The organism is Microcoleus sp. Pol12B3, assembly GCF_036701355.1.
GTDB lineage: Bacteria > Cyanobacteriota > Cyanobacteriia > Cyanobacteriales > Microcoleaceae > Microcoleus.
On record NZ_JAUBQS010000009.1, the window covers coordinates 45214 to 71275 of the forward strand.

Here is a 26062-nt window from a genome sequence, read left to right on the forward strand (position 1 = left end):
GCCCCTAACGCTTTCGGTAGTGGTAAACAAGTAATGATGCACTGTCATGATGGATGAAATACCAAATAGCACCGATATGATGGTCTAACGACTTTGAAAATGACAAGGTGTTTCTCATCAAGCGAGAAACACGCTGCAGTAACGTGTTGTTAAACCGCTCAATGTAACTTTTCTTACCACTCTCTTTCCCCACCGCCTGATGTGAATTGCGGGCGTACCACTGCCCATATGCTGCCTAGAAATCAGTCTAGCAACCGCACACTGGCGGTAAACCGGAGGCAATGAATGCCACAATTGCCCTTGCTGCCGCTTCATGCCGTGCGTCAATATAAACACAGACAATTTCACGGGTATCTGCATCACGAACTAACCAGACCCACTAATTGTTTCCTTTATTGTTCACACTCATACCACAACTTATCACACGCTGATCCTTAACCTCCCTTTTTTTTGGCTGTCGCTGGGACTTGGTGTGACACTAAGAGCATATTTCTCATTGACTTCGGGAAAGTAGCCATTGCTCAAACACCTGCACCGCACGGGCAATGCCCGCCAGGAAAATGCGTTCCCCCAACAAGTGGTCAATCAATTGCCGGATTGCTCGATCGATCACCTTTTTCTGAAGATGCAAGGGCAAATTGCCTCCCAAAATCATGACACTTAAATCGATGTTTACCGTTGTGGATGCGGCCATTTTTGACACTTCGGGAAAAGGCACAGGTTGGACAGGCAGAGATGAGGAGACGACAAGGAAATAAACTTTACTCCTATATCATTACATCTTGAACACTACCAAATTTTTCAATCTTTCAATTTCTGGCTGCCCGTGGGAAATTGGGGATTTTGATTGCCTATTTGGCAGAGGAAGGTGCACATGGTAACGCATTTTATTATGGAAGACTGTTCACCATCGGTGACTATTTTTTGAGATAAATTCACCATTATTAGAAGCTCTGGTCAAGGATGTTTTAGAGAAAGGGCTAACTGATTAATGGTGGTTGTTACTAGCTGCCTAGTTTTATATAATAAAAAGCTGACAACCACTGTTTACAAGTTGTATAGTAGTCAGCAACAAGTAAATTGTGAGAATTTCATTGGCTGAAGCAGCGAGAATATTAGTCAAATACTCATCATCCCATCCCGATCTAAGTCGCTTATTTTTTTTGAGGTATTTTATTGATTCAAAAGATTGAGCGAGATGTGTATAATCGTAGCAAAATTTTACGGATTTTTATTTTTTTAGTTCTACAATAATATTCACAAAAACCACATTTAATACCCAAAATCCAGCTAAGCCAAAATTTTCTATATGAGTTTTTTCCAAAATATTAGTAATCTGGAGTCATATCTGCGGAATGTGGGTTGTATCCTATTTTTGGACTCCAGGACATCTTTCGGGAAAAAATGTGGGAAATAGCACAAGTTTTGCATCTTCTCACCAAACTTTACATTATTGCCTATCTTCCTCGTCTATACCCTAATTTCATCCAGTAAAAATCAGCTTCTAAAAATCGAACTAGATACCTGTTTCTACATACCGACTTAAGCTTTAGTCAGAAGCAAAAATACTGAGTTATAAACAGACCAGCCGCCGGATTTCGTTATAGAGTCTGACTACACAAATTATTCTATAAATAGGTTCACAATCTATTCTTCCCTTGGCGTTGCCTAACTTTGAAGATAGCGGGGGCAAACCTTATAACTATATCAGCTTGTAGAGATAAAATACGATCGTGCTGCTCAAAGTTTAGCTTTTCTATTTTTGCCGATCGCAGAAGTACCTGGATTTATTGAACAAAGCAGGGCGATCGGAGCAAGAGCAACCGTCAGTTGATTGCGGACAATAATTAGAGAAACTTTGTCAAATAGTGAGGAATAGAAGATGCACAATAGATACGCATAAACTCTATATTGAGCGTGTATATGGCGCACACTTTTGCTATAACTAGCGCGTCACACTCTAGAAAAAATATATCATCATTATTTCTTTCTCATCCTTCTCTGGGAACCTTTTTTAGACAGTCGCTTAATTTCTGTTTCGCCTTCCGGAAATTCTACTTCTTCTCTAAATTCTAAAGATTCTAAATTGACACTTTTAACATCGCTTTCGGTCATTTTTTCCTTTTCATCAATTCCTTCATAATCCGGTAGAGTTTTTATTAACTGCACGTCCAAACCCAAAGTTTGAATCGGGAATTGTGCAATTTCTTGACTAATTTCAGTTTCTCCCATCCCCTGCTCAATTTGCGCCGCCGGTAAATCTTCCTCGATAGCAGGAAAGTTATCAATTTCTTGACTAATTTCTGTTTCTCTGGTTTCCTTTTCTATTAACTGCATGGATAACTGCTGCTTTTCCCTTGACAATTCCTCAACCTTAGTTCCAAGCATTCTAATCTGTTCGTTGAGAACGCGAATTTCTCGGTTTTGCTGCTGAATCATTTCTTCTGCATCAGCAATAGTTCGATTTCTCTCTAATATCACCTCATTTTTAGTTTCTAATTCCAAAGCGCTCATAGCCGCTTTAATTACATTATAAAAATGCGGCTTAGATACATCAACTTTTTTAGCATTATGGCGGCTTTTTCCCAAAAGCCCAATCTTTTCTCCTTGCTTAACAGCCAAAACAAAACCTTGATGATTTTTTATTTTTAATTCTTTGACAAAATCTACTTGAACTAAACTGCAAATATATTTGTGACAGTCAAAATAAAATTCTGCTTTCATCAAAAAGCACCCCTTTCTGCTACAGTCCCGCAGAATTATAGCACGAACAACGTTAAAAGTCGAAGAAAATTTATAAAAATAGGGTGGGCGCGGAGGGCTGTACCTTAGTTTATAAATGGATGCGATGTCAAGAGTTGTTCAGGACGCAAAAAATCGTTTGACGCGTTACTTCTAGCAGTAAGTGGCGTATTCCGCCCATACAAAATTAGGTTTTGCGGGGAGGTATTTAAATATTTGGGGTTAGCAAAATCCGCCAACAGGAACATATTTGATTAATTAATTAATTGCTTTATTTGCTGACATAAGCGATTTCCCATCCGTGAAGATAATAAGCTGTTTCTAAATCCACCCTTTCAGTTTTAATATCAGGCTCTAATTCAAACAAGCTTAGCTGAATTGGCTCATTATTTTTTTTTCCTTTGTTAAACTTGCTCAAAAGTCTTTCTTCTAAATGCTGCTGTGATTCTAAATTGCCATCTGACAGAATATGATTAATCTGCAAGTTAAAATCTTTCAACTTGTGGCAAACTAAAATAGTGCGGTGACAAGTGATCGGGTCTTTTTCCGCACACATTAAACTGATTTTATAATTGGCTGCACCTTTGAGCAAGCGCTGAAGTCCTGCGGAAAATAAAGGAGTTGCTGCTATGCGATCGTATAACGCTTTACCGCTAGAATCGTAACAGCTTAAATCCTCCGGTCTCGCGCCTAACTCTTTGCCTAAAAAAACATATTGAATGCCGACACTTGACAGTGAAGAATTAATTTCGGATTTATTAAAATGAGGTAAATACCGGCTAAACGGATGCGATCGCACGTCCGCAACCGCCGTAATTCCGTGTTGTTGCAGTAGCAAAACAAACGCTTCAATACTCAGATTGGAGTGTCCGATCGTAAATAATTCCATTGCTTCGATCTTAGTATGCAGTCTTTGTTTTGCAGATGAAAGTTTGTGCAGCCAAATTCTTGTAATTTGTAGACTTCAAGCTGTGGGTTTTTTTAGCAACTTTTGAATTACAAGTTGCACAGCCAGCAGCATCAAACCCAAAGATGCAAAAGCAAAAACACCCGCACCCAAAGCGACAATTCCCATTACTAAAGTTCGCACAGCCGCGCCAATATTAATCGCAGTCACATTGTCAGAATGAATGGGCGAATTTGCAAAAGTTTGGACGATCGACAAAGTTAGCGCGTACAAAGCCGCCGCAAACCCGCCCGCTATCAGCGAACCCATCACGCACCGCAAAATCGTCGGCGGCGTGGAAGATGCAGAGGTTGCATCTCCAGCCGAACTCAGAGGTTTAGAAGTAGAATTTGGATTAGTTAAATCAGTCATGGCGATTTTAGATTTTAGATTTTAGATTTTAGATTTCTGGTTAATTTACCAAAACTAAAATCGGTGTTGCATGACATATTATCAGTTCTTCGATCGCAATAGACTCTGCGAAAAGTTAGATTCATCTTGACCCTCGGCTGTTAGACAGGTTTAACGGCCGATCGCGATCGCACCCTCTTCGAGTTACACCCTCGAAATCGGCTGTTTCGTCTCGTTTCCCTCCGAAAAAATCCGAATCCCAGTATTGCTAAACTGTGCTACCCAAAAATCCAAATCTGGAGAAGCGATCGCACTTTTAACCCGTTCCAAAACCTGCTGAGCCTGCTCTGAAGACTCCGCCAGCGCAAACACCGTCGGTCCAGAACCGGACATCATCGTTCCCAAAGCCCCCGCCGACTCAAAAGCCTGCCGCAACTGCAACACCTGCGGGTACACAGGTAAAGCAACTTTTTCTAAATCGTTGTGCAGCAATTGACCAATTTTCGATCGATCTTTTTGGGCGATCGCCCCCACCATCGGCCCCGAATGTAGCCGTTCCCGGCGGCACTCCAAATCTTCCGCTGCACAATAGGAACTACTGAACTGCTGGCGATAAGTTTGATACGCCCATGCCGTAGAAATGCTGAGATTGCGGTACTTCGCCAACACCACAGAAAAGCCAGCCAAATCAGGCAATGGCGACAGTTTATCCCCACGACCAGTTGCCAAAGCCGTACCTCCAGTAATGCAAAAAGGCACATCCGAACCCAAAGTTCCCCCCAACTCTTGCAACTCCGACTGAGTAAGTCCCAATTGCCACAGCAAATCCATCCCGACTAAAACCGCAGCCGCATTTGCCGAACCGCCGGCAAGCCCCGCCGCCACTGGAATCTGCTTGTGAATGGCAATCTCGACACCGCCGTATTTCGCCAAAGCATCGGGGAATTGCTTCGCCAACAAATCCGCCGCCCGGTAGGCCAGGTTATTCTTATCAGGAGGGACTTGCGGGTGATCGCAGCGCACGCGAATCGTATCCGTACCAATCGCACGCAAGTCAATTCTATCGGCTAAATCTATGCTTTGAAGTACCATCGCCAGTTCGTGATATCCGTCGGGGCGATCGCCTATGATTTCCAAATACAGATTGATTTTTGCTGAAGCTAACAGAGAATATGAACGCATAGGTGATTAAGCCGCAGGTGAAAGAAACCCCTGGTTGAAATTAATTGACACCAGTCCGAGTCCATTTTCTCACAACTCAAAGGAAATATTATGCAGGAAATGTGGAAAACTTTTTTTACTTCCGGGCCATTTATTCCTCACGGCCACTGCTATCTCTGGCATACCCCGTTAGTCTGGCTTCACCTTGCCTCAGATTCTATCATTGCACTCGCGTATTTTTCCATCCCGATTACATTGGTTTATTTTATTTCCAAACGGGAAGATTTGCCCTTTGACTGGATCTTTGCCCTGTTTGGAGCCTTTATCGTCGCCTGTGGCATGACTCACATATTTGAACTCTGGACGCTTTGGCATCCTACCTATTGGCTTTCAGGAACAATGAAAGCAATTACTGCCGTTATTTCATTTGCTACAGCCATACTTTTGGTAGACTTAATGCCTCAAGCCCTAGCACTTCCCAGCCCCGCACAGTTAGAATCCGCCAACCGACTCCTAGAAGCTGAAATTGTCGAGCGCCAATTAGCCGAAGCTGCACTAAAAAAAGCCAAAGAAGAATTAGAAATTCGAGTTGAGGAACGCACTGCAGCATTAAAGTCTCAAACTCAACATTTAGAATTGGCAAACCGACTCCTCGCATCGGAAATTGTCGAGCGCCAATTAGCCGAAGCTGCACTAAAAAAAGCTAAAGAAGAATTAGAAATCCGAGTTGAAGAACGCACCGCAGAGTTAAAGTCTCAAACTCAACAGCTCGAACAAGCATTGTCTGAATTGAAGCAGGCTCAATCCAACCTAATTCACAGCGAAAAAATGTCATCTTTAGGACAATTAGTCGCTGGGGTTGCTCATGAAATCAACAATCCGATTAACTTTATTTACGGGAATATTACTCACACCCGCCAGTATGCCAATAGTTTGCTAGAACTGGTGAATCTCTATCAAGAGCAGTATCCGAATCCCATACCGATAGTTCAAGAAAAAATCGAGTCTATAGATTTAGACTTTATCATCTCTGACCTGCCAAAAATATTAATTTCTATGAAAAACGGCGCTGAGCGAATTTTTGGTATTGTCAAATCGCTGCGAATTTTTTCTCGCCATGACGAAGCAGAAATGAAATTAGCCGACATTCATGAAGGAATTGACAGCACACTGATGATTTTGCAAAGCAGATTGAATGCTAAGCCAGGTTGGGCGAATATTCAAGTTATCAAAGAATATGGCAATTTACCCCGAATAGAGTGCTACCCGGGACAGCTAAATCAAGTGTTTATGAATATCCTGGCTAATGCTATTGATGCTTTAGAAGATGGCATCCACAGCGAGTCGATTGCAGCCAATGAAGCTCATCCCTACCTCATCCAAATCTCTACCAAACTTTTAGACACTGAAGTGGTAGAAATCAGAATTAGCAACAACGGACCCGAAATAACAGAATCGGTGAGAAACCAGTTATTTAATCCATTTTTTACCACTAAACCAGTAGGTAAAGGCACGGGATTAGGTTTATCGATTAGCTATCAAATTATCACAGTAAGACATAAAGGCGAATTGCACTGTATTTCTGCACCGGGGAAAGGTGCAGAATTTATTATAAATATTCCGATTTGCCTGCAATAAACCTTTGATAATGCCAGAAAATATAACTTCAACTGTTAGTATTTACACCTAAAAATCGGTTTTTAAAAAAACCGATATCCGAAGTATTTAAAAATTCTGGTATCTAACACAATCCTGAACTTCAAACATCGCACATAATATTGCTCAGCTTTACCCATTGCTCCACGCTTAAATCTTCAGCGCGAGATTGAGGATTTATCTGTAACTCTTCTAGCACTTGAACAAGTTTATCTAAGTCCACAGTCCCTTTTAAATTATTTCGCAGCATTTTGCGCTTGCTACCAAAACCCAACTTCACTAAATTTTCCAAATAGCGCGGATTAACCGCCGCAGTTTCTATCTGTCTGGGAAGCAGCCGCACCACGGCGGAATCGACTTTTGGCGGCGGAAAAAAGTCTTTAGAGGGAACATCGCAAATTAACTCGCATTCTGCTAAATACTGCACCCGCACTGACAAAGCGCCAAAAGCTGTCGAACCCGGTTTAGCGTATAGCCTTTGGGCCACTTCTTTCTGCACTAAGAGCACGATCGCATCGAAGGGTTTAGCAGCAGGAACAGATATCGTTCCCAGCAGTTTTTGCAGAATCGGGCCGGTGATATTATAAGGAATATTGGCAACAACTTTATTCGGATTTTGGAATTTTGGAAATGCCGTTAGTTCAGCTTCTAAGTCCATTTCCAAAAAGTCGCCTTGCAGCAGTAAAAAATTGTCGGTTTTGCCGAGTTGTTTGGCTAGTTTGAGACACAAATCTCGATCGATCTCCACAGCAACAACAGACTCAGCCGCAGGCAGCAAGCGTCGAGTCAAAATCCCCGTACCCGGCCCAATTTCCAGGACACGATCGCGATCCAAAGAAGCCGCTTTCACAATCTTATCTAAGGCTTTCTCGCTTTTGAGCCAATGTTGAGCAAACTGTTTTCGGGGTCGGGTCGATCGCATTTTGTAAATTTTTGGAGAAATCTTAGCCTGTCATTCTATCACAGCTCACTAACTTTTCCCAACCTACGGTGATGTTTATTTTTGTTAACAGGGGTTGAATTAACCAAAAAACTTGGGCACTATAATAAGGACAAACGATAAAAAATAAATTTATTTCTTCCCAATTACCAACAGCACAACACGTAAGTCACGGAGACAGGGATAGCTGTTTTTCCAAATAACCAATAACAAATAAGCAATAACAAATAACCAACAACCAATTACCACTTCCTAAAAAATGAAATTCCAACGAGTATTTGGTACATTACCCAAAACCACAGCCAGCGCCCCCGGCAGAGTAAACCTGCTGGGCGAACACACAGACTACAACGATGGATTTGTACTTCCAACTGCGATTCCCCAGCGCACCACAGTACAAATCGGCTTCAGCAGTGACGAGCGACACCATTTTTATTCAGCAGAATATGATGAACTCATAAATTATTCAGACGACGATACCATACCGCAAAAATTTGTTACTTATATCTGTGGTTGCCTGAGACTTTTAGAAAAAGAAGGATACAAAATACCGCCAATAAATCTCTACATTACCTCGACTGTACCGATCGGAGCCGGTTTGTCCAGTAGCGCCGCTTTAGAAATAGCAACCCTCAGAGGACTGCGCGCGCTGCTGAACCTCCCCATAGACGACGTGCGGCTAGCTCAAATCGGACAGCAAGTCGAAATCCGGTATGCCGGCTTGAACTGTGGCATCATGGATCAAATGGCGTCGAGTTTAGCAGACACCAACACCATGCTATTGATCGACACCCGCAGCCTCGAATGCCGCCCGATACCTTTTCCCACAAACACAGAAATTTTAATAATTGACAGTGGCGAAAGTCACCAACTCGCAGCAGGAAGCGGCTACAACCAGCGGCGCGCCGAGTGTGAGGAATCCGCGCGGATATTGGGAGTTAAAGCTCTTAGGGATATCGCCGACCCCCAAGCTGTCGAAGTATTGCCGGAAGCCCTCAGAAGACGAGCGCGGCACGTGGTTACTGAAAACAACCGCGTACTCGAAGCGGTAAAATCTTTGCCAGCAAAACGTTTTGGCGAGTTAATGAATGCTTCCCATGCCAGTCAGCGCGACGACTACGAAGTTTCGGTGCCGGCAGTAGACACGCTAGCGGCCATCTTGCAGTCAATTCCGGGAGTCTACGGCGCAAGGCTGACGGGCGGAGGTTTTGGCGGTGCTTGCGTAGCTTTGGTGGAGAGTGGGAAAGCGGGTGCGATCGCATCCGAGGCGATCGATCGCTACCATCGCGCAGGTTATAGCGGCCGCGTTTTGGTTCCCGAAATTACAGTTACTTCTTAACTCCAGAACTATCTCCCGGTAGGGAAGGCCACCGCACAGTCACGATTACCGAATCCTCCTCGGCAGACCAATAATGAGGCACTCCCGGCAGCCAGAGAGCATAATCTCCTTCGCGAGACAGCAAGATTTCTTGCTCGGGAAATTGCAGGCGAAACCGCCCTTTTACTAGGATAGAAAGCGTCGTGGCTGCCGCATTTACCGCCCACTGAGTCCTACAATCTCCGGCAGGGTGAGTGCCCCATTTTACTTCTAAAACAGAAGTCGATCGCGGGTCATCTTCAGGCGTCATAAAGTGACCCGCAAACCACCCCCCGCGACTTGCACCTTCAGCGCCCGCATTTCCAAAAACCACTTCTGAGGACATCAGCTAATCAGGTAAACAACAAATAGCTTGAGAGCACAAACTCTACGTTTTGTACTCAACAACCTCCCGCTCGATCGCTCGTGTAGTAGGGACACTCCAAGAGTCCATAGGTGTCAACTTAACGTACAACCGATAGTCCGACAGGGGTTGAAACCCCTGCCTCAAAGCTAAAGTCGTCTGAAGACGACTAATGAGTTTTTCAGTCCTCTTTGAGAGGACTTTAGCTATGAGACAGGGAATTCATTCCCTGGCGGACTAACGGGTGGGCGGGAGGACTGGTGGACAAAAAGCTTAAGTTGAACACCTATGGGCTTGGCCTAAGTCCCTACACTCGCCGTGTCCCTACAAGGGCTTACCACCAAAAATGCTATACTTACTTGCGGCCCGAAGGTTGACCTTCCGTAGTCGCTATTTCCCCAGTTTCCATCAACTGCTTAAAGCGGCGCAAATCATCTGCAATTTGCTGTTCTGGAGCTTCGCCAAATAGTTTAGCAGCGCCAGCACCAATTGCACCGCCCGGAGGGTTGTATTCGATGACAACTTTTACCTCAGTACCGCGTCCCGCAGGTGCCGGTTGAAAGCGCACAAAGCCTGAATTGTCAACATCAGCTCCTTCCACAGACGCCCAAGCAATTAAGCGATTTTCTTCTTCGCGGACAATCTCTGCATCCCATTCCACACTATTGCCGATCGGCGCGCTGGCAATCCAGTGAGAACGTTTTTCATCTATTACCGTAACGTGTTTGAGATGCTTCATAAACCGAGGCAAATTTTCAAAATTGCGCCACAAACGGTACAATTCATCAGCCGGTTTGTCGATCGTCACCGTCTTTTCAACTTTAATGCTTTGATTCGGATCGGCAGCAGACTGCAAACCCTCCACAACCCCCAGCCCGCGGGCTGCTAAACTGCCGCCCGCAACTGCCAGCAAAGCACCTCGCAAAGAACGCTGCGACAAACCAAAAAGCACCAGCGCGCCGCCGCCAATTAAAGATGCCCAGCGTTCGGTATCGCCGCTGCTACTTTGGTTTTGTTTGTCGGAATTTGTCATTGAAGTAGATTCCATTGGTTTAAACCTGGTAAATTAATAGCGAAAAATAGCAGCTACAGGTGCCTCCTCCGGCACTTTTTCTGGTGGCACGGCGTAAACTGTTCCGCCGTTGAGAATATTTTGAATTGCTGCGGCATTCAACAAATCTTCGTCGCCCAATTCTGCCTCGGGGTGGATTTGCACCGAGTTCGTCTCGGGATTAAAACTACCCCACTGCTGGACGCCAAGAGCAACAAACAGTCGATCGACCCGTCCAAAATAAGCAGCCGAAACAGCTTCTTTCAAATCAGCAGAAATTTTATCGCTTCCTATGAGATCGCGGTATTGTGCGATCGCCTCCGACTGAGCCTGCAAAAACAAAGGTTCTACCAGTGGCAAAGCTTCTGCCCGCAACTCTTCCGGCTTGAGAAGTTTCTGATTGCCTGTAATTCCTTCTTCAACTAAATGCGGGTAGCTATTGGCTTCTCGGTAAAGCGGGAGCAAATATTCAACTCCCGCTAACACTAAAGGAGCTTTTTTATTGCGCAAATATTCGTGCAGGACCGCATCGATTATGTGGAAATACTGCAATATTTCGTGCTGGCGCTCATCTCGATCTGGACTTCCTTGACCGTGAAAACTTCCCGGATGCTGAAAAGAATTATTAGTGCCTCCTTTTGAAGTAGCAATCCGAAACTGACCCTCTTTAGCTGTCGGGTCATATTGCAGAGCGTCATCAAGGCTTCTCGGCAAGTTTTCAACTTCAACTTCCCGAGCACTGTAAGCCGTACACTCAATCAGCCTCACTTCCTTCTGACTGAGAGCTAAAACATAAAATAAATTATTTCCTGTCAGCATAGGCATCAGCGGTTTGACGTGAAAATTGTCACTCACAACCACTAATTCATCAAAATTAACCGGACAGGTATAGTAGCGGAAAAATCCCGAACCGACAAAAATCGCCAGCAGGTTGCTTTGATTTTCCCAAAAGTTTTCCTGGTCAATTTCTGCTCTGACTGGCTCTAGCAATTGAGCAGCTTCTTTTTTGTCAAATCCGTACTCTACTATTTTGTCTTCAGCCTCTCTGATTAAATTTTTGAACCGAATCGGATTTTGTTGAATTTCTGTTCCTTGAGCTACTGGCATATAAATAGAGACGCACAATCCAGGAGATTGTTGTACCAGCGCTTTGAGTTCCTCTACAGATATTAAGTTCACCGCTGAAACTCCTTTTCTAATAAAGGGTGGTGTAATGAAAACAACCGATTTTTTAAAATGTATCTCCCCTGGCGCGGCTCCTGCGTCTGCCTAAAGTAATGATCGCCTGCTGTAGAGCCTTTCATCCCCGAACTAAAACAGGGTTTGCAGCCGCTGTTCCAATCGAACTGCTTATCACCTAAGATAGACGGCGCTAACTCATCTGCTACTTTACGATAATTTAGTTGAGTCTGGTTTAACTAATCGTTATATATAATGAAAACACAACTGTTTCTGAGGTTGATCTGGGCAACATTTATTGCCTATACCTTACTGCTAGCTCCTCTCGATCGGCTCCGGGCGAACGCATCTAAATTTTATGTTAACAGGATACGGTATATTAGCAAATAATTATTTAGTACGTACAAAACATTTAATTAGAGTTCGTTTTTCTGAAGCTCAAGCCTAAAATTACCATGACCGACCTTTTTTTTAACTGAGAAGATCCAAAACTTGAACGGACAATATGCTATGAATTAATTGATATTATCACCATCTAAATTTGTGTCGTGATTGGCGCTGCTGATACATGGATGGATATCGAAAGTTACGGTCGCTATAAATACGAATGGTTAAATAAATTTTTAGAAGTACCGAATGGCATACCTTGACATGATGACACAAGTGTGCGAGTGTTTTCTCGTCTTAAACCCGAGTAATTTCAGAAATATTTTTTGAGTTGGATTCAATCTATTAGTTACTTCAATCCAGGAGAGGTAATCGCCATTGATGGCAAAACTCTTCGCCATACTTACTATGGGAAAAGATAAAAAAGCAATTCATCTTATCGGTGCTGGGGCGGCCAGTCAAAAATTAGTTTTAGGCAAATTTAAATTTTATAAAAAGTCTACATTGAATCACAGCAATTTATGTTTTAATAAAAGTTTTGTAATTAAAGGGAAGCATTGTCCCGATTGATTGTATCGGCTGCCAGAGGTCAATTGTGAAGTCAATTGTCAAAAAAAAGAGATTATGTAATCACCTTAAAAAAGAACCAGCCATCCCTGTATACCAGAGTACAAGAGTTGTTTAAAAAAGCAATTACCCAAAGATTTTAGGATTTACTTTACATATACAACCCATTTGACATCTTTTACGGTCTTGTTGTAACGTGACCGTAAAAGCATTATCCAGTAGCAGCCATGCCTTATTATAGCAGTCTAACGGATTCAGAATGGGAAACAATTGAACCAATACTACATGAGATATTGCCCAAAAATAACCGAACTAGACCATGTAACTGGACAAAAAGAGAAATCTTAGATGGCATCTTCTACCAACTAAAAAATGGCTGCAATTGGCAAGACTTACCGAAGGACTTGCCCCCCTATTCTACTGTATATTGGCATTACAAGCAGTGGCGCTCACAGGGAGTAATAGAATAGCTGATGATGGTATTACATGAGCAAGTGCGTGAGCAGGTAAAAAAAAAGCCAAATGGACTAGATTGATGATGATGATAGACTCACAAGCCGTAAAAAATACTTGTAATGCTAGTATTGAGTCAAAAGGCTTTTGTTTCTACAAATCTACAAATGGTATTAAAAGACACCTAGCCGTTGATACACTTGGGTTTCCATTGTTTACCCACTGTACAAAAGCTAGTGTATCAGATGATGCTGGTTTGATTGAAATGTTGACTTTAAATCTCGATTATTTTAAGTCCAAACCTCTAAATATTCCGAAAATTACACTCTTACTAGACAATGGCTATCATCCCGAATATCTCACAAAAGAGTTAAAAAAAAATCTCCAGAAATTATGACAAAAATCAAGTTTGAACTTTCAGAAAAGCCATCAAAAGCTGAAAAAAAAGCTCAAGGGAAATCAGGATTTGTCCCAGTTAAAGCAAGGTGGGTCATTGAACGGTCAAATGCTTGGATGGAAAAATGTAAAATTTTGGTGAAGAACTTTGAGAGAAGTTTGACAGCGGCGACTGCCAAGCTCAACCTTTGTTTTATTAGGTTGATGATTAGAAGGCTTGCACCCTCTTGTTAGATGTCAAATGGGTTCTATACTCTGGCAACGGCGACTTAGGACTGAAGGTGCAGATGTTTGAGGCAGAACTCAAGGAAGCACGGCGCTCACGGGAACAAAATAAAAACTCAGCTCCGACCGTTGCAGAATCTGCAGAGCCGACCGATATGCTCGATCAGTTAAAAGCGCGGCGCAAAAAGTCAAGGGCAGACTTGGCGGACATGGAAGCAGTTTTGGGGCTACTCAGCTACTTAGAAGAGTCGGACTGAGCTAAGGATGAGCAGAAAATGGAATATCCTAGAGAGTAATAAATCTGAAATCCGTTACATGTAAAGAGTTAAAGTCAATCGGGATGACAGGATTTGAACCTGCGACCCCCTCGTCCCGAACGAGGTGCGCTACCAAGCTGCGCTACATCCCGAAATTAGTCACTATATTTTTAGCTTATCACATTCAAGTTAAAAATTAGCAAGCTCGTATATAATTATTTGTAAAACACTACTCAGGCGGAGACAGACGTGACAGTTAAGCCCCAGTGGTTGCGAGTTAAAGCCCCCCAGTGGGAGCGCGTCGGCAACGTCAAAGAAATTTTGCGGGATTTATCCCTGAATACGGTTTGCGAGGAGGCGTCGTGTCCGAACATCGGCGAATGTTTCAACGCAGGTACTGCGACATTTTTGATTATGGGCCCGGCTTGTACCCGCGCCTGTCCTTACTGCGACATCGATTTTGAGAAAAAGCCCCAACCTTTAGATCCCACGGAACCCCAAAGATTGGCGCAGGCGGTCCAGCGGCTCAAACTCAACCACGTCGTGATTACCTCTGTCAACCGGGACGATTTGCCGGATGGGGGCGCGTCTCAGTTTGTTGAGTGCATTCAAGCAGTACGATCGGCGATGCCCGATACAACTATAGAAGTTTTGATTCCTGACTTGTGCGGCAACTGGCAGGCTTTAGAAATCATTCTCGCAGCCCGGCCAGAGGTACTCAACCACAATACCGAAACCGTAAAGCGACTTTACCGCAAGGTGCGGCCGCAAGGAAAGTACGATCGCACCTTGGAACTATTGCAGCGAAGCCGCGAACTCGCACCTGGGGTTTACACCAAATCCGGCATCATGGTGGGACTAGGAGAAACAGACACCGAAATTCGGGAGGCGATGCAGGACTTACGGGCTGTCGGCTGCGATATTTTAACAGTTGGACAGTACCTGCAACCGACTCAAAAGCACTTGAACGTAGAAAACTTTGTGCCTCCGGAACAGTTTGATGCTTGGAGAAAGTTTGGCGAATCTTTGGGATTCTTGCAAGTTGTAGCTTCTCCCTTAACTCGCAGTTCCTATCACGCCGAACAGGTGAGGGAACTGATGAAACTTTACCCACGCTAGCCATTTTAATTCGAGTTGACTCGCGCCCGATCGCACCATTCTCACTAAAACCCCATCAACCGGGTAACAGCGAGGAAAAACTTGCGCTTGATATGTACGCCCTGGGCAAAAAACCCGGTTTCAAATGCTGGTGTTCGGGGCGTGATGTTAAGCCGGAAGCAGCAGCCAACACCAAAACAATTATCAGTCGATCGTCGCCTCAAAGTCGCGACTTACCCAAAAGAGATCCAGAAACCGGGTTTCTTCCTCAAACTTCTAGGTTTTAATCCAGAAATTTGAGGAATAAACCCGGTTTTTGCGTCAGCCAATAACTCGCTACTGCGGACTCTAGCAACTCTCAAGCCCATATGCTGTAATGGATTAAACGTCTCCGTTCACTAAGGTATTTTTAATCTAGAGCGCCGAGTTATATAAAGTTTTATTAAAAAAATGGTTAATTTTCCGAAGTGATCGGGAACCAGCTTATTGGTGATGAAGATTAACTTAACTTCTGACTAACGTCACTTGTTTCTAGCCAGTCACTATCTATACTAGCTACATAAACAAAGAAGTACAACACACTTTTCGGGCCTTCAACCTGTTACATCAGAAAGTTCTTAGCGTTTTCCAGAATCTTGGTAAAACAAGTGGGGCAGCAAAAGTTCGATCGAACAACAGCAGAAAAGTCAGGAAAGTTAGTAAAGAAACACAAAGCGGTGATGCTTCGTTTTAACTAAGTGGGCATCTTAATTATAAATAACCGCTAAGCGTAGCATCTTTTCACCCGGAGCAACTGAGAAAATCACTATGCCAGCCACCTCTTTTTACGCTGAAGCTGAATTCGACGAACAACTGCGAGTCAATCCCTTGCAAGGTGATGTGTTGGACGAAGATGCTGAAGAAGCTGGAGACGAACTGCTCGACCAAGACCCAGCAGAGACAGAAGATGCAGACCCAGCAGCAAAATTGCAAAAAAATGCCAGCCGCCGCACTACAGATTTAGTGCGCCTGTACCTCCAAGAAATAGGTCGGGTTCGTCTCTTGGGTAGAGACGAAGAAGTCTCGGAAGCTCAAAAAGTTCAGCGCTATATCAAATTGCTGGAATTACGCAACACCGTCGCCTCCCAGGAAGAAGGGCTAATTGCGCGCTTTGTGCATTTAATTGAAGTGCGAGATCGGTTAGCAGCACAGTTGGGACATAAACCTTCCCTGGAACGCTGGGCATTAACCGCCGGCGTCGGTGACGTGCCCGAACTCAAGCGAATTATGTCCGAAGGCAAGCGCCAGTGGGCAGAGTTAGCAGAGATGACAGTCGAGGCGATAGAAAGAGTTCAAGCCGAAGGCGTCGAAGCGAAAGACCATATGATTAAGGCGAACCTGCGCCTGGTGGTTTCGGTGGCGAAAAAATATCAAAATCGCGGTTTAGAATTGCTCGACTTAATACAAGAAGGTACTCTGGGACTGGAGCGAGCTGTAGAAAAGTTTGACCCGACGCGGGGCTATCGGTTTAGCACCTATGCGTACTGGTGGATTCGGCAGGGAATTACGCGGGCTATCGCCACTCAAAGCCGCACCATTCGCCTCCCCGTCCACATTACCGAAAAACTTAACAAAATCAAAAAAGCCCAGCGCAAAATTTCTCAAGAAAAAGGTCGGACAGCTACGATCGAAGATATCGCTGTCGAGTTGGACATGACGGCCTCCCAAGTCCGAGAAGTTTTGCTGCGAGTCCCCCGTTCTGTTTCTCTGGAAACTAAAGTGGGCAACGAAAAAGATACAGAGTTGGGCGACTTGCTCGAAACCGACAGCATCTCCCCAGAAGAAATGCTGATGCGAGAAGCTCTGCACCGCGACTTGCAGCAACTGCTGGCAGATTTGACCAGTCGCGAGCGAGATGTAATTCTGATGCGCTTTGGTTTGGGCGACGGACACCCCTATTCGCTGGCAGAAATCGGTCGTGCCCTCGACTTGTCCCGCGAGCGGGTCCGCCAAATTGAAGCAAAAGCTTTGCAAAAACTCCGCCAACCCAAGCGTCGCAACCGCGTGCGCGACTATCTGGAGTCTCTGACTTAAATTTGGCCTGTCAGTCAGCGCGATTAATCGGGGAGCAAGGCATTTGGCACTTGTGCAGAAGGCATGAGGCATTCGGCAGAAGTAACAATATTTACTTCTAAACAACTTCTCTGTCCTCTGCAGCAAGTCAATCGATTTTAGATTTTAGATTTTAGATTTTAGATTGAAGCATTGACCCCACGGATAAATATGGGGGCTTCTATCCTGGGTGCTTTCACTCATAAAGCTTGTTAAAAGTCAAAAAATATCAAAAACCAAATTTTTTCCTCAATCTTTTTTCAATAAGCTGCGATATTTGCAAAATATCTCGATCGTTGTGTATTATTGTCAATAGGCAGACTTTCTTGAGAGGGTCACTATGGCACTTTATACCGCGTCCTCATTCAAATCCGAACTCAATGACAAAGGCTGGCGGATGACTCCCCAACGGGAAACCATCTTGCACGTGTTTCAGAACCTCCCCAAAGGCAATCACCTGAGTGCGGAGGATTTGTACACTTTGTTAAAAAATCGCGGAGAAAACATTAGCTTGTCCACCATTTACCGAACTTTAAAGTTAATGGCAAGGATGAGCCTCCTCCGCGAACTCGAACTAGCAGAAGGTCACAAACACTATGAAATAAACCAGCCTTACCCGCATCACCACCACCACCTAGTCTGCGTTCAGTGCAATAGGACGATCGAATTTAATAACGATTCGATTTTGAAAATTGGCCTGAAGCAAGCTGAAAAGTCTGGGTTGCACCTGCTAGACTGCCAGCTAACCATTCATACGGTGTGTCACGAAGCTTTGCGGATGGGATGGCCGTCTTTGGTTTCCAGCAATTGGTCTTGTCCGAGGTCGATCGCCCAGAACGGCAGCAGCGCCCCGGATTCAATCGAGTGACAGTACACTATTTTCGCATTTCAAGTACGGCTTGTTACAAGTTTTAACAAAAATCGGTAGCCCAAGTGCGATCGCAGTTACGCGGAAACCGGGTTTCTTAAGAAAAATACATCATTTCAGGAATGAGTCGGAAACGAGAAACCCGATTTATTTGATGTAGGGTCCGCAAGCCTGGGGCTAAAAAGTTTGGCTCAACAAATCGTCGCTGCTGACCCCGTAACTGCGCTGAGCTCGATCGAGGGCGTCTCTCGTCGAACCATCGAAAACTCCGCTGATCGAGCCTGTGTAAAAGCCGAGGTCTTGCAGTCGCCTTTGTAATTGCTGAATGCTCGCTCGAGAGTTGAAACTGCTGCTAATTGGAACAGCAGGAACAGCTACCCGGTCAGCTAATCCGTTTCGGAGCGCAGCCAAAGTCGCCGGAGTGGCAATACCCGTCGCCGGTGACAAATTGCGTTCCTGCTGAAACGATAGCACCGCAAACTCGGTCTCGGCTCCAAATACTCCGTTCACCGGGCCGGGGTTTTTGCCAAGACTTCTGAGGGCAGACTGAAGCTGTCGGACAACAGCCCCAGTATCGCCCCGTCGCAGACCAGTGGCGATTTGCGGCACAGGCGCTGCAGCCTGCCTGTTGCCTTGCCGCAAAGCCGATCGAGTGCTGCGATCGACCCTTCCAGTCCCGAACAGCCCGCTATCTCTCTGAAAGCGGATCAAAGCTGCCTGAGTTGGTCGATCGAACCAACCGTGAATCTGGCTCCTGTAATAACCCAATTCTTGCAGCCGCCGCTGCACAAATTCTACTTGTCGGCCTCTGTCGCCCAACTCTAGAAAATCTCCGCCATTAATCTGTTGGTCATCTTCCTCAGTCCATGAGGTAATTTCAGCTTGCCTCATCTGGGCATCGATAGCAGTCAAAGTAGCAGTGTCAGCGCAACCATCAGAAACCAGATTGTAATCTTGCTGAAAACGAGTCACAGCGTAGAGAGTGCGTTCCCGAAACTTACCGTCAACGCCGCCTTCAAAATAGCCCAAAGCTTTTAATTGTCGCTGGATCAAGTCTACCGTTGCCCCTCTGTCCCCGAACCGCAGCCCCTTGCAACCGCCATTTCCCGAAATATCCCTTGGAAGCGTAACGGGGGGGATTGGCCGGGTGGAACCAAACAGCAAAGCTAAAGTTTGCCTATCGGCAACTCCAGTCACCCGCAGCCGATTAATTCGCTGGAAGTATCTAACGGCATTTTGAGTAACTTCGCGAAAACTCCCTGTAGGATGCGCGCTGAAGTAGCCTAGCTGCTTCAACCTGCGCTGGAGTGCCGAAACATCTGCACCCGCGTCTCCAAAACGCAGCTCCCTATAATTTGTATAGATAGTTTTAAAAGGTCGATCGTCATCCCCGGCCAAACTGTTAAGTGCTATTACAGTAGCTCGATCGGGCCTACCAGTCAGCGACAGTTGATAGTCTCGCTGAAAGTTAGTCAGAGCTTGTTGAGTAACTGGGCCGAGTTGACCTGTCGAAGATCTGGGAAAATAGCCGAGTTCCCGCAACCTGTCTTGAACAGAGCGCAAATTGGGATATCCCGGATCTATTTGAGCAAAAGCCGAACCGGCTGCACTCAAAACCGACAGCATCAAAGCCAGAGACAGCAAACGGACGTAAGTTTGACTCGATAGGTTTTGCCACTTGGGTTTATCAAAAATTTTCGACTCTAGGGGTGCTTCGCAAACAAGAGCAAGTTCGAGGTAAGCAAGAGATTCCATAATTTTTTAGTGTGAAATGGTGGGTGGGTTGTGTGAGCAAACTACCAAAAATGATTTTTGGCACGCTTGGCTTGGATTCTACCAACGCTAAGTTCTACTTGAAAAGCGCGAAGCACCCGTTTTTCTAAAAAAATACCGTCAAAAATAATTACAGGTAATAACCAAGATAGCATCGCTGCTTCTAGAGACGCGAGACTCAGCAAAAAAGTTTGCAGGCATAGTCTTAGCATTTAAGACCAAAAGAGAATAAGTTGTCAGGTAGTGTTGGCTAATATTTTATCTGCCTGCCGCTGAAATTACCACAAGACTTGCGAGCAGGCTGTCATCACCTTAATTTGTGGTCGGCTAAAGAGCCTGAAATTGCAGATTTTTTGTTAAGAAACGCGGCTTCTTCATGTGGCGAGTGCGTCTAGGAAAGTACCGCTGATTAACCAAAAAACTAGCTACTAAAAACCCCCACGTTTGCTAGTTGCAAATAGGGCGGGAATTTTTTGATAAGTTGACTTTGTAGTGAAATACCTAACACTAACCTTGCGGTGAGCGTGTAGGCTTCGTGTCTTATTTGCCGTTGCTCTGTTGGGGATATCAATTGGTGAATATTCGTCACTCAAGACGATCCCAGTCTTACACGGCATCTCTGGCTTTGCAGCCTTTATCCCTTCGTAGGGAACCCACCCAGAAACCCTGTTTCCCAAGGCAAAAAACTATTCCGTATGACAAACTTAGATTGTATTTCACATTAGGACGTATCCCAATAACCAGCGGTCTGTCTTTTCCCCTTTTCTCTCGCAGTTATCCTTGGCAAGCATACTAATGCTACTGTGACCTATTGTTTGCAGCCGAGTGGGTGGGTCGCAACCACTGATATCTTACCATCTTTTTGTGAGAAATCAGGAAATTTTTGATTATTTCATAGACCTTGCTTGGCTTATATCCCAACGCCCAATTGAGTACAATTACAGCGTAGGACTTACGCCAATTGAGTTAAATTAAGCCGAACCGATCGCAAATTACAGCTACTCCCGCTGCAAAAATAGTAATTGCGATGGCTACCAGCGGGTTTTGCCCTCTGCTCACCGCAAAAGAGGTAACGATCCCAGCTCCCAAAGCTGCAGTAACAGCAGCAGTCGCCAAATCTCGATCGGGACGTTTGTCGTACATATTTTTTATTGTTGGTAGCTGTTAAGCGGAAAACTTACATCTTGTAATCCAAGCTACCACTCTTGCCTCTGTGGCGGTGACAACAGCCTGGGTTTTGCAACTAACCTTAAAATTTTGCTAATGTTCTTAACATACTCTCCTGAATCACATAAGTTAGGTTTATGTATTATTGAGTTTTTCTGTTGAGTTTTAGCTTTTAAAACCTTTTGCCTGCTGGGCTTTTATCTTAAGGTCAGGATTTTGCAGGGGCGATTGCACCTGCAGTGTCAGCGCATCAAACTGCTATCGCAAATATCGTAAAGAAATTTAACTTGACTTTTATTTATAAATATGTATCTCGATATTTGGAGCCAGAGACAGGAAAAAACCCAGGGTTGGTAAACAACCTGCACACTACAATTGCTTCGCTGCCCTCACACTCAGAGGAGTATATTTTTTGTCTATTTTGCCTAATTCCTATTCGCCCTCAACTCTTTCAGTATTGCCACCTTTGACCCAACCCTCGCGATTGTCATCCTCAATCCGAATTCGCTGCCACTCTTTGTCGGGCGACTCTTCCAAAACTACGACTTTTTCCTTGTAACCAACACCGCCAATACGGTTCGAGTCTCGGCTACCAGTATCCCGGAGAATTAAGCCGATCGGCTGAGTCACCACAGCTCGGTAAGCTCCTGGTTCCAGGGGTTTCGGAGACGGGGCATCGCTAGATGTAGAAACAGGGCTAGCCTGGGCTGTTGACTTCGGCGCTGCGCCTGCAACCTGAACTGCTGTTTTGTCGTTGGGAAAAACAGGTTTTTCGGGCACAGTAGTTAACTTAGCCGCAAAGTAAAGTGCAGCAGCGACGCTAGCACCTGCCATCAGGACGATCGCGAGCAGAAAACCCACTAAAAATTTGAAAACGCTATATACACTGTTCATAAAACCGCAAATGAAGGAAGAAGGAAGTTCGGCAACGGATCCTGTAACGGATGTAACGGATGTCAGGCAGAAGGCAGAAGGGAAGAGGGAAGAAGGTTGACTGTTGAGTGTTGACTGTTGAATGTTGAGTAAAATCTGGTAACTGCCAACTGACAACTGGTTACTAACTACTGACTACTGACTTCAAAAGCTTAACCTTGAATCCGGCGGCTCAAACTGCCGTATCTAGAAGCAAGGCGAGCTTTCCCCGCAGCGGCCCAATCTTGGAGAAACTGGATTTGTTCTTGAGCCGTTCTGGCTAAGGGCACCATCTGACTAGCTGATTCTAAAATATCATCTGTGGTAAAGTCTCGATTTTGGCTAAACCCAATGTGCATGGCTTCAATCAAAGTTTGCTCGATTTCGGCCCCGGAAAAATCGGGAGTTTCATAAGCCAAGCGCTCTACATCGTAATTTTTGATGCTGTGCGATCGCAACCGCAACAAATGTACCTCAAAAATCGCCCGCCGTTCCTCCTGGCTGGGCAAACCCACAAAAAATATTTCGTCAAACCTGCCTTTTCTCAGCATTTCTGGTGGCAGAGACTGGATGTTGTTGGCCGTTGCGACTACAAACACCGGCGAAGTTTTTTCTGCCAACCAAGTAATAAATGTCCCGAACACCCGGCTGGTTGTCCCGGAATCTCCTTTACCGTCTAATCCCGCAAAAGCTTTGTCAATCTCGTCAATCCAAAGCACGCAGGGGGCCAAAGCTTCCGCTAGCTGAATCATTTGCCTGGTGCGGGATTCCGATTCTCCGACTAATCCGGCAAACAAGCGCCCGACATCCAACCGCAGCAAAGGCAAATGCCAGTGGTGGGCGATCGCCTTTGCTGTTAAGGATTTTCCGGTTCCTTGAATTCCGACTAACAACAAACCTCTGGGATGCGGCAAACCGTATTGGCGGGCTCGATCGGAAAAAGCACCGCCGCGCCGCAGCAGCCATTCTTTGAGATTGTCCAAACCACCGATATCGGAGATATTTTCGCGGGCTGGGTAAAAATCCAGAATTTGAGTTTGGCGAATTGTTTGGCGCTTTTCTTCTAAAATCAGTTCCGCGTCGTCGGGATGGAGTTCGCCTCTGGTGGCGATCGCCTTGGCCAAAACTCGGCGTATTCGTTCGATCGACAGCCCTTGACAGGAGCGCACTGTTTCGTCCAGCAAACGCCCTTCAATGGCTTGTCCGGTAGCCCCTAACAGCCTTTCTACCTCAATTTTGATTTCCGCCGCCGCAGGCAGGGGAAACTCCAAAACAGTCATCACTTCGCTGAGGTCTTCTGGTATCGAAATTATAGGAGATACGATGACAATATTTTTGGGTACAGATTTGAGGAGTCTCGCCAAATTCCGCAGCTTGCGGGAAATCGAGACATCTTCCAAAAACCGCTGAAAGTCCCGCAGAATAAAAATTGCCGGCGCGGAGGCGGGCAATTTTTCGAGAAATTCCAAGGCTTGCAGCGGGTTGCGCTTGCCAAAACCTGTATCGTTGGGATTGCCTTGGTAGCCATCAACAAAATCCCAGATGTAGACGGCGCGAGAACCTTGTTTTTTGGCGCTTTGGGCGATCGCCGCTTCTACGCGCTCTTCTTCCCGTGTGGGAATGTAAATTAGGGGGTAGCGCGATCGCAGCAGTAGTTCAAACTCGTCGCTAAAAATAGTCATTAGTTATTAGTCAACTGACTAAGGCAATTGCCGTTTAAGTGCTTCCAGAGATGCCCAGCGACTGTCTGAGACTGTTTCGGAGCTTGCTGTATTTGTTGCATCATCAGTTAAAGAAATTCCCGGACATTCAGTATCGCATATCTGTTTGTGCGGCAGCTCCAAACACATTTGCTCGTACACCCAATCGCGCGGAGAGAAATAGCCGCTTGGGGACAAATTTTCCACCAAATCTTCTAAAGCAACTTCTATTTCTGCTGAACTTGAATCTGTTTGATTTCCTGTTTCTTCGAGCCAGATTAGTTCCGATGAGTTTAGTGCTAAACGATGATTGTATTGTTTCAAGCATCGGTGGCACGTGAGAGTAACAATTGTTTCTGCTTTCGCCTTCACCTCAAGATAATTTCCTTGGTGAGTCACTTGCAGTCGTCCTCGCACCGGAGTAAGAGTTTCTAAATCGGGGATAAATTCTTCAAAATCAATGACCTCTTTCCGCTCACTTTTTGTGAGTAGATGAGGGATATAAATTGTCTCCATAATCTTTTGCCTTCCTACTTCTTGAATTCAAAGGTCAAAAGGAATAGTTAATTTTTAACTTCTTCCTTCTTCCTTCTTCCTTCTTTAGCGTCAGCGCAGCCGCACTACCAAACGCCGATCGGGTTCTTGTCCTTGACTGTAAGTTTCTATATCCTCACATTCGCTCAAAAAGCTGTGGACTTGACGGCGTTCTGCCGAAGACAGAGATTTTATTTCAACTTCAACTCCCGTCGATCGGGCTTGATCTGCTGCGTACTCTGCCATCGATCGCAATTCTTCTTGGCGGCGGATGCGATAGCCATTTAGTTCTACTGTATAAGGAATTGACTCCTCTACTTCCTGACCTATATTCTGAACCGTGTTACAGAGGTACTGAATGGCATCTAATACATTACCGTTTGGCCCGACTAAGATTGCAACTTGTTCTGGAGTCAGATTGCTTTCATCTATTGTCATCCAATAGCAATCTTCTCGTTGTTCGCATACCACTTTTGAAGGAATTGCGGACAGTTGTAGCAATTCTTCTAACCATGCCTGTCCGCGCTGCATTTGAGAGTCTTTCATTGTTGTTAAAATCAAGCCTTTTTCTTGGCACGCTTTGGCTCAAAGGGAAGGGCATCTAATCCCTGATCTTTTTTGGTTTTCGCCTCTGCTTCGTCTACTATTTTTTGCAGGTTTTCCGGCAGCGGTTCTCGCGACAAAATAAACGCTTGAACTGTCTGGAAGATGTTAGCAATGAGCATATACATCAACACGCCTGCAGGCAGCGGGAAGAACAAAAACATCCCTGAAAATATGACTGGCGTCAGTTTGTTGACTGTAGCCTGTTGGGGGTTGTCGTTTGGTCCTTGTGCTTGTCCTGAAAGAGTTTGGTTGATATACAAACTGATGCCGAAGCCCAGGATCATTACCAAAATATCCCAGTGGATTGTACCGTCTGAGTCGATCGCGCCCACGCGGCCTAGAGCTTCAATAAAAAGGAATCCTTTGTTAGAAGCCAATCCGGGGATTGTGCCTTGAACTGTGGCTTCACCGGGCGCTAAGGCCGTGATGTTGCCCTGTTCATCTACCTTGACCACTTCTTCGCCTTTGATGACTTTCCAGCCGGGTTCAAAGTCGATTTCGCTCTTATTTTCTGTCGCTAAAACTTTAAGAGGTTTGCCCTCTGGGGTTTGAAAATTAATCTTGGTTGTTTCGCCGACTGCGAGTTTGTCGCCGCCTGGAATTACGCCCACAACAGGAGCATGAAAAGTACCTGTGACGTAAATATTTTGTGGCGGTGTAGCAAAAGCTTGCGGTTGAACAGTTTCGATTTGTTCTTTCGGCAAAACTTGAACGTTGACGCTGTAATTTATGTCAGAAAACGGCGAGCCACGGAGCGTTGCAAACAGCGCAAACAGCACTGGCATTTGCAGCACCAAGGGGAAGCATCCTGCTAGAGGATTACCAAATTCTTTGTATACTTTGCTCATTTCCTCCTGCTGTTTGGCAGGATTGTCTTTATAGAGTTTTTGAATTTGATCTACTCGCTCTTTCATCAACGGCTGCGCTACTTTCATGCGCCGCATATTGCGAAGAGAGCCTGCGTTGAGAGGATAAAGAGCAAAGCGAATCACGAGCGTCAGTGCTACGATCGCTAAACCGTAGCTTGGCACGATCCCGTAGAAAAAATCTAGGATCGGGAGCATGAGGTTGTTGGAGAGAAACGAGATACCGAAATCCATTCGCTTTGAGTTAATTTAGGTGCTCTATGTTTGCTGTTGAGAACTATTTTTACCCGCTTAACGCGAGCCGCCTCAATTTTTAGGGTTTTGTCTCTATCTTAGGACATGGCCCGTCGATCGACCGCCCGGTCTGCGGGTTTGTGGTAATGAGTTTGCCAATAGTCGCAGTGACTTTACCCTG

General features: G+C 45.2%; 25 protein-coding genes, 1 tRNA gene and 3 pseudogenes. 11 read left to right on the forward strand and 18 right to left on the reverse strand.

Going from position 1 to position 26062, the window contains the following annotated elements:
- Nucleotides 1-4: 4 nt before the first annotated feature.
- The 5 genes and pseudogenes from QUA53_RS29135 to ispE form a co-directional block, all read right to left on the reverse strand.
- A pseudogene (locus tag QUA53_RS29135) lies at nucleotides 5-737 on the reverse strand (IS1 family transposase).
- A gap of 1243 nt (nucleotides 738-1980) precedes the next feature.
- Nucleotides 1981-2724 (reverse strand): hypothetical protein, encoded by a 744-nt coding sequence (locus QUA53_RS06660; protein WP_333095788.1) that lies wholly within the window; start codon nucleotides 2722-2724, stop codon nucleotides 1981-1983.
- 289 nt (nucleotides 2725-3013) lie between these two features.
- On the reverse strand, nucleotides 3014-3631 hold the full coding sequence (locus QUA53_RS06665) for a DUF488 domain-containing protein (protein WP_333095789.1): 618 nt from the start codon (nucleotides 3629-3631) through the stop codon (nucleotides 3014-3016).
- 75 nt (nucleotides 3632-3706) lie between these two features.
- A complete protein-coding gene (locus QUA53_RS06670) occupies nucleotides 3707-4060 on the reverse strand; it encodes a DUF3082 domain-containing protein (protein WP_333039267.1) in 354 nt (117 codons plus the stop codon).
- 183 nt (nucleotides 4061-4243) lie between these two features.
- Nucleotides 4244-5221 (reverse strand): 4-(cytidine 5'-diphospho)-2-C-methyl-D-erythritol kinase, encoded by a 978-nt coding sequence (gene ispE, locus QUA53_RS06675; protein WP_333095790.1) that lies wholly within the window; start codon nucleotides 5219-5221, stop codon nucleotides 4244-4246.
- A 90-nt stretch (nucleotides 5222-5311) separates the two neighbouring features.
- On the opposite strand from ispE, the gene QUA53_RS06680 reads away from it, so the two are divergent.
- Nucleotides 5312-6838 (forward strand): ATP-binding protein, encoded by a 1527-nt coding sequence (locus QUA53_RS06680; protein WP_333095791.1) that lies wholly within the window; start codon nucleotides 5312-5314, stop codon nucleotides 6836-6838.
- Between the two features lie 121 nt (nucleotides 6839-6959).
- Here QUA53_RS06680 and rsmA read toward each other — a convergent pair whose 3' ends face one another.
- The gene (gene rsmA / locus QUA53_RS06685; RefSeq protein WP_333095792.1) at nucleotides 6960-7778 is read right to left on the reverse strand and encodes a 16S rRNA (adenine(1518)-N(6)/adenine(1519)-N(6))-dimethyltransferase RsmA; all 819 of its coding nucleotides are present in this window, start codon (nucleotides 7776-7778) and stop codon (nucleotides 6960-6962) included.
- Between the two features lie 277 nt (nucleotides 7779-8055).
- Between rsmA and galK the strand changes: the two genes are divergently transcribed.
- Nucleotides 8056-9135 (forward strand): galactokinase, encoded by a 1080-nt coding sequence (gene galK, locus QUA53_RS06690; RefSeq protein WP_333095793.1) that lies wholly within the window; start codon nucleotides 8056-8058, stop codon nucleotides 9133-9135.
- Here galK and QUA53_RS06695 read toward each other — a convergent pair.
- The 3 genes from QUA53_RS06695 to QUA53_RS06705 all read right to left on the reverse strand — a co-directional run bounded on the left by QUA53_RS06695 (nucleotide 9125) and on the right by QUA53_RS06705 (nucleotide 11747).
- Complete coding sequence (locus QUA53_RS06695) at nucleotides 9125-9499, reverse strand: signal peptidase I (protein WP_333095794.1); 375 nt, start codon at nucleotides 9497-9499, stop codon at nucleotides 9125-9127. The genes galK and QUA53_RS06695 overlap by 11 nt on opposite strands.
- Nucleotides 9500-9872: 373 nt before the next feature.
- Nucleotides 9873-10565 carry an SRPBCC family protein gene (locus QUA53_RS06700; RefSeq protein WP_333095795.1) on the reverse strand — a complete coding sequence of 231 codons (693 nt, stop codon included), beginning with the start codon at nucleotides 10563-10565 and terminating at the stop codon, nucleotides 9873-9875.
- Nucleotides 10566-10583: 18 nt separating this feature from the next.
- Nucleotides 10584-11747 (reverse strand): baeRF3 domain-containing protein, encoded by a 1164-nt coding sequence (locus tag QUA53_RS06705; protein ID WP_333095796.1) that lies wholly within the window; start codon nucleotides 11745-11747, stop codon nucleotides 10584-10586.
- Between the two features lie 431 nt (nucleotides 11748-12178).
- On the opposite strand from QUA53_RS06705, the pseudogene QUA53_RS06710 reads away from it, so the two are divergent.
- The 5 genes and pseudogenes from QUA53_RS06710 to QUA53_RS06725 all read left to right on the forward strand — a co-directional run.
- Nucleotides 12179-12841, forward strand: a pseudogene (locus QUA53_RS06710) (ISAs1 family transposase); the annotation flags it as partial.
- A gap of 87 nt (nucleotides 12842-12928) precedes the next feature.
- Nucleotides 12929-13171: a transposase gene (locus QUA53_RS29140; RefSeq protein WP_445304923.1), complete on the forward strand. Its 243-nt coding sequence runs from the start codon at nucleotides 12929-12931 to the stop codon at nucleotides 13169-13171.
- 65 nt (nucleotides 13172-13236) lie between these two features.
- Nucleotides 13237-13551, forward strand: a complete 315-nt coding sequence (locus tag QUA53_RS06715) for a transposase (protein WP_333095797.1) — start codon at nucleotides 13237-13239, stop codon at nucleotides 13549-13551.
- Entirely contained in the window at nucleotides 13548-13784 is a 237-nt protein-coding gene (locus tag QUA53_RS06720) for a hypothetical protein (RefSeq protein ID WP_333095798.1), read from the forward strand. The genes QUA53_RS06715 and QUA53_RS06720 overlap by 4 nt, the downstream gene beginning before the upstream one ends.
- The gene (locus QUA53_RS06725; protein ID WP_333095799.1) at nucleotides 13778-14032 is read left to right on the forward strand and encodes a flagellar alpha dynein; all 255 of its coding nucleotides are present in this window, start codon (nucleotides 13778-13780) and stop codon (nucleotides 14030-14032) included. The genes QUA53_RS06720 and QUA53_RS06725 overlap by 7 nt, the downstream gene beginning before the upstream one ends.
- Before the next feature lie 78 nt (nucleotides 14033-14110).
- On the opposite strand, the gene QUA53_RS06730 is transcribed toward QUA53_RS06725, so the two are convergent.
- Nucleotides 14111-14184: transfer RNA gene (locus QUA53_RS06730), tRNA-Pro, on the reverse strand.
- 91 nt (nucleotides 14185-14275) lie between these two features.
- Here QUA53_RS06730 and lipA point away from each other — a divergent pair.
- From lipA to QUA53_RS06750, 4 genes and pseudogenes are all read left to right on the forward strand, one after another.
- Nucleotides 14276-15151, forward strand: a pseudogene (lipA, locus tag QUA53_RS06735) (lipoyl synthase); the annotation flags it as partial.
- A 92-nt stretch (nucleotides 15152-15243) separates the two neighbouring features.
- Nucleotides 15244-15417 (forward strand): hypothetical protein, encoded by a 174-nt coding sequence (locus QUA53_RS06740; RefSeq protein WP_333095800.1) that lies wholly within the window; start codon nucleotides 15244-15246, stop codon nucleotides 15415-15417.
- Nucleotides 15418-15937: 520 nt separating this feature from the next.
- Nucleotides 15938-17203 (forward strand): RNA polymerase sigma factor SigC, encoded by a 1266-nt coding sequence (gene sigC / locus QUA53_RS06745; RefSeq protein WP_333073525.1) that lies wholly within the window; start codon nucleotides 15938-15940, stop codon nucleotides 17201-17203.
- Between the two features lie 358 nt (nucleotides 17204-17561).
- Nucleotides 17562-18089, forward strand: a complete 528-nt coding sequence (locus tag QUA53_RS06750; protein ID WP_333095801.1) for a transcriptional repressor — start codon at nucleotides 17562-17564, stop codon at nucleotides 18087-18089.
- Nucleotides 18090-18266: 177 nt separating this feature from the next.
- Here QUA53_RS06750 and QUA53_RS06755 read toward each other — a convergent pair whose 3' ends face one another.
- The 8 genes from QUA53_RS06755 to yidC form a co-directional block, all read right to left on the reverse strand.
- A complete protein-coding gene (locus QUA53_RS06755) occupies nucleotides 18267-19844 on the reverse strand; it encodes a peptidoglycan-binding protein (protein ID WP_333095802.1) in 1578 nt (525 codons plus the stop codon).
- Between the two features lie 41 nt (nucleotides 19845-19885).
- Nucleotides 19886-20074: a hypothetical protein gene (locus tag QUA53_RS06760; RefSeq protein ID WP_333095803.1), complete on the reverse strand. Its 189-nt coding sequence runs from the start codon at nucleotides 20072-20074 to the stop codon at nucleotides 19886-19888.
- Between the two features lie 754 nt (nucleotides 20075-20828).
- A complete protein-coding gene (locus tag QUA53_RS06765; RefSeq protein WP_333095804.1) occupies nucleotides 20829-21005 on the reverse strand; it encodes a hypothetical protein in 177 nt (58 codons plus the stop codon).
- A 456-nt stretch (nucleotides 21006-21461) separates the two neighbouring features.
- Complete coding sequence (locus QUA53_RS06770) at nucleotides 21462-21923, reverse strand: SH3 domain-containing protein (RefSeq protein WP_333095805.1); 462 nt, start codon at nucleotides 21921-21923, stop codon at nucleotides 21462-21464.
- A gap of 191 nt (nucleotides 21924-22114) precedes the next feature.
- The gene (locus tag QUA53_RS06775) at nucleotides 22115-23623 is read right to left on the reverse strand and encodes an AAA family ATPase (protein ID WP_333095806.1); all 1509 of its coding nucleotides are present in this window, start codon (nucleotides 23621-23623) and stop codon (nucleotides 22115-22117) included.
- 18 nt (nucleotides 23624-23641) lie between these two features.
- A complete protein-coding gene (locus QUA53_RS06780) occupies nucleotides 23642-24157 on the reverse strand; it encodes a YceD family protein (RefSeq protein WP_333095807.1) in 516 nt (171 codons plus the stop codon).
- Nucleotides 24158-24247: 90 nt separating this feature from the next.
- Nucleotides 24248-24721, reverse strand: coding sequence for a R3H domain-containing nucleic acid-binding protein (locus QUA53_RS06785; RefSeq protein WP_333095808.1), 474 nt, complete (start codon nucleotides 24719-24721; stop codon nucleotides 24248-24250).
- Between the two features lie 11 nt (nucleotides 24722-24732).
- Nucleotides 24733-25881 (reverse strand): membrane protein insertase YidC, encoded by a 1149-nt coding sequence (yidC, locus tag QUA53_RS06790; RefSeq protein WP_333073514.1) that lies wholly within the window; start codon nucleotides 25879-25881, stop codon nucleotides 24733-24735.
- Nucleotides 25882-26062 lie beyond the last annotated feature (181 nt).

What these genes read in the sequence shown, in the direction of transcription:
- QUA53_RS06660 (WP_333095788.1), bottom strand. Translation starts at nt 2,724, where the DNA reads ATGAAAGCAGAATTTTATTTTGACTGTCACAAATATATTTGCAGTTTA.
- QUA53_RS06665 (WP_333095789.1), bottom strand. Translation starts at nt 3,631, where the DNA reads ATGGAATTATTTACGATCGGACACTCCAATCTGAGTATTGAAGCGTTT.
- QUA53_RS06670 (WP_333039267.1), bottom strand. Translation starts at nt 4,060, where the DNA reads ATGACTGATTTAACTAATCCAAATTCTACTTCTAAACCTCTGAGTTCG.
- ispE (WP_333095790.1), bottom strand. Translation starts at nt 5,221, where the DNA reads ATGCGTTCATATTCTCTGTTAGCTTCAGCAAAAATCAATCTGTATTTG.
- QUA53_RS06680 (WP_333095791.1), top strand. Translation starts at nt 5,312, where the DNA reads ATGCAGGAAATGTGGAAAACTTTTTTTACTTCCGGGCCATTTATTCCT.
- rsmA (WP_333095792.1), bottom strand. Translation starts at nt 7,778, where the DNA reads ATGCGATCGACCCGACCCCGAAAACAGTTTGCTCAACATTGGCTCAAA.
- galK (WP_333095793.1), top strand. Translation starts at nt 8,056, where the DNA reads ATGAAATTCCAACGAGTATTTGGTACATTACCCAAAACCACAGCCAGC.
- QUA53_RS06695 (WP_333095794.1), bottom strand. Translation starts at nt 9,499, where the DNA reads ATGTCCTCAGAAGTGGTTTTTGGAAATGCGGGCGCTGAAGGTGCAAGT.
- QUA53_RS06700 (WP_333095795.1), bottom strand. Translation starts at nt 10,565, where the DNA reads ATGGAATCTACTTCAATGACAAATTCCGACAAACAAAACCAAAGTAGC.
- QUA53_RS29140 (WP_445304923.1), top strand. Translation starts at nt 12,929, where the DNA reads ATGCCTTATTATAGCAGTCTAACGGATTCAGAATGGGAAACAATTGAA.
- QUA53_RS06715 (WP_333095797.1), top strand. Translation starts at nt 13,237, where the DNA reads ATGATGATGATAGACTCACAAGCCGTAAAAAATACTTGTAATGCTAGT.
- QUA53_RS06720 (WP_333095798.1), top strand. Translation starts at nt 13,548, where the DNA reads ATGACAAAAATCAAGTTTGAACTTTCAGAAAAGCCATCAAAAGCTGAA.
- QUA53_RS06740 (WP_333095800.1), top strand. Translation starts at nt 15,244, where the DNA reads ATGTACGCCCTGGGCAAAAAACCCGGTTTCAAATGCTGGTGTTCGGGG.
- sigC (WP_333073525.1), top strand. Translation starts at nt 15,938, where the DNA reads ATGCCAGCCACCTCTTTTTACGCTGAAGCTGAATTCGACGAACAACTG.
- QUA53_RS06750 (WP_333095801.1), top strand. Translation starts at nt 17,562, where the DNA reads ATGGCACTTTATACCGCGTCCTCATTCAAATCCGAACTCAATGACAAA.
- QUA53_RS06755 (WP_333095802.1), bottom strand. Translation starts at nt 19,844, where the DNA reads ATGGAATCTCTTGCTTACCTCGAACTTGCTCTTGTTTGCGAAGCACCC.
- QUA53_RS06760 (WP_333095803.1), bottom strand. Translation starts at nt 20,074, where the DNA reads ATGCTAAGACTATGCCTGCAAACTTTTTTGCTGAGTCTCGCGTCTCTA.
- QUA53_RS06765 (WP_333095804.1), bottom strand. Translation starts at nt 21,005, where the DNA reads ATGTACGACAAACGTCCCGATCGAGATTTGGCGACTGCTGCTGTTACT.
- QUA53_RS06770 (WP_333095805.1), bottom strand. Translation starts at nt 21,923, where the DNA reads ATGAACAGTGTATATAGCGTTTTCAAATTTTTAGTGGGTTTTCTGCTC.
- QUA53_RS06775 (WP_333095806.1), bottom strand. Translation starts at nt 23,623, where the DNA reads ATGACTATTTTTAGCGACGAGTTTGAACTACTGCTGCGATCGCGCTAC.
- QUA53_RS06780 (WP_333095807.1), bottom strand. Translation starts at nt 24,157, where the DNA reads ATGGAGACAATTTATATCCCTCATCTACTCACAAAAAGTGAGCGGAAA.
- QUA53_RS06785 (WP_333095808.1), bottom strand. Translation starts at nt 24,721, where the DNA reads ATGAAAGACTCTCAAATGCAGCGCGGACAGGCATGGTTAGAAGAATTG.
- yidC (WP_333073514.1), bottom strand. Translation starts at nt 25,881, where the DNA reads ATGGATTTCGGTATCTCGTTTCTCTCCAACAACCTCATGCTCCCGATC.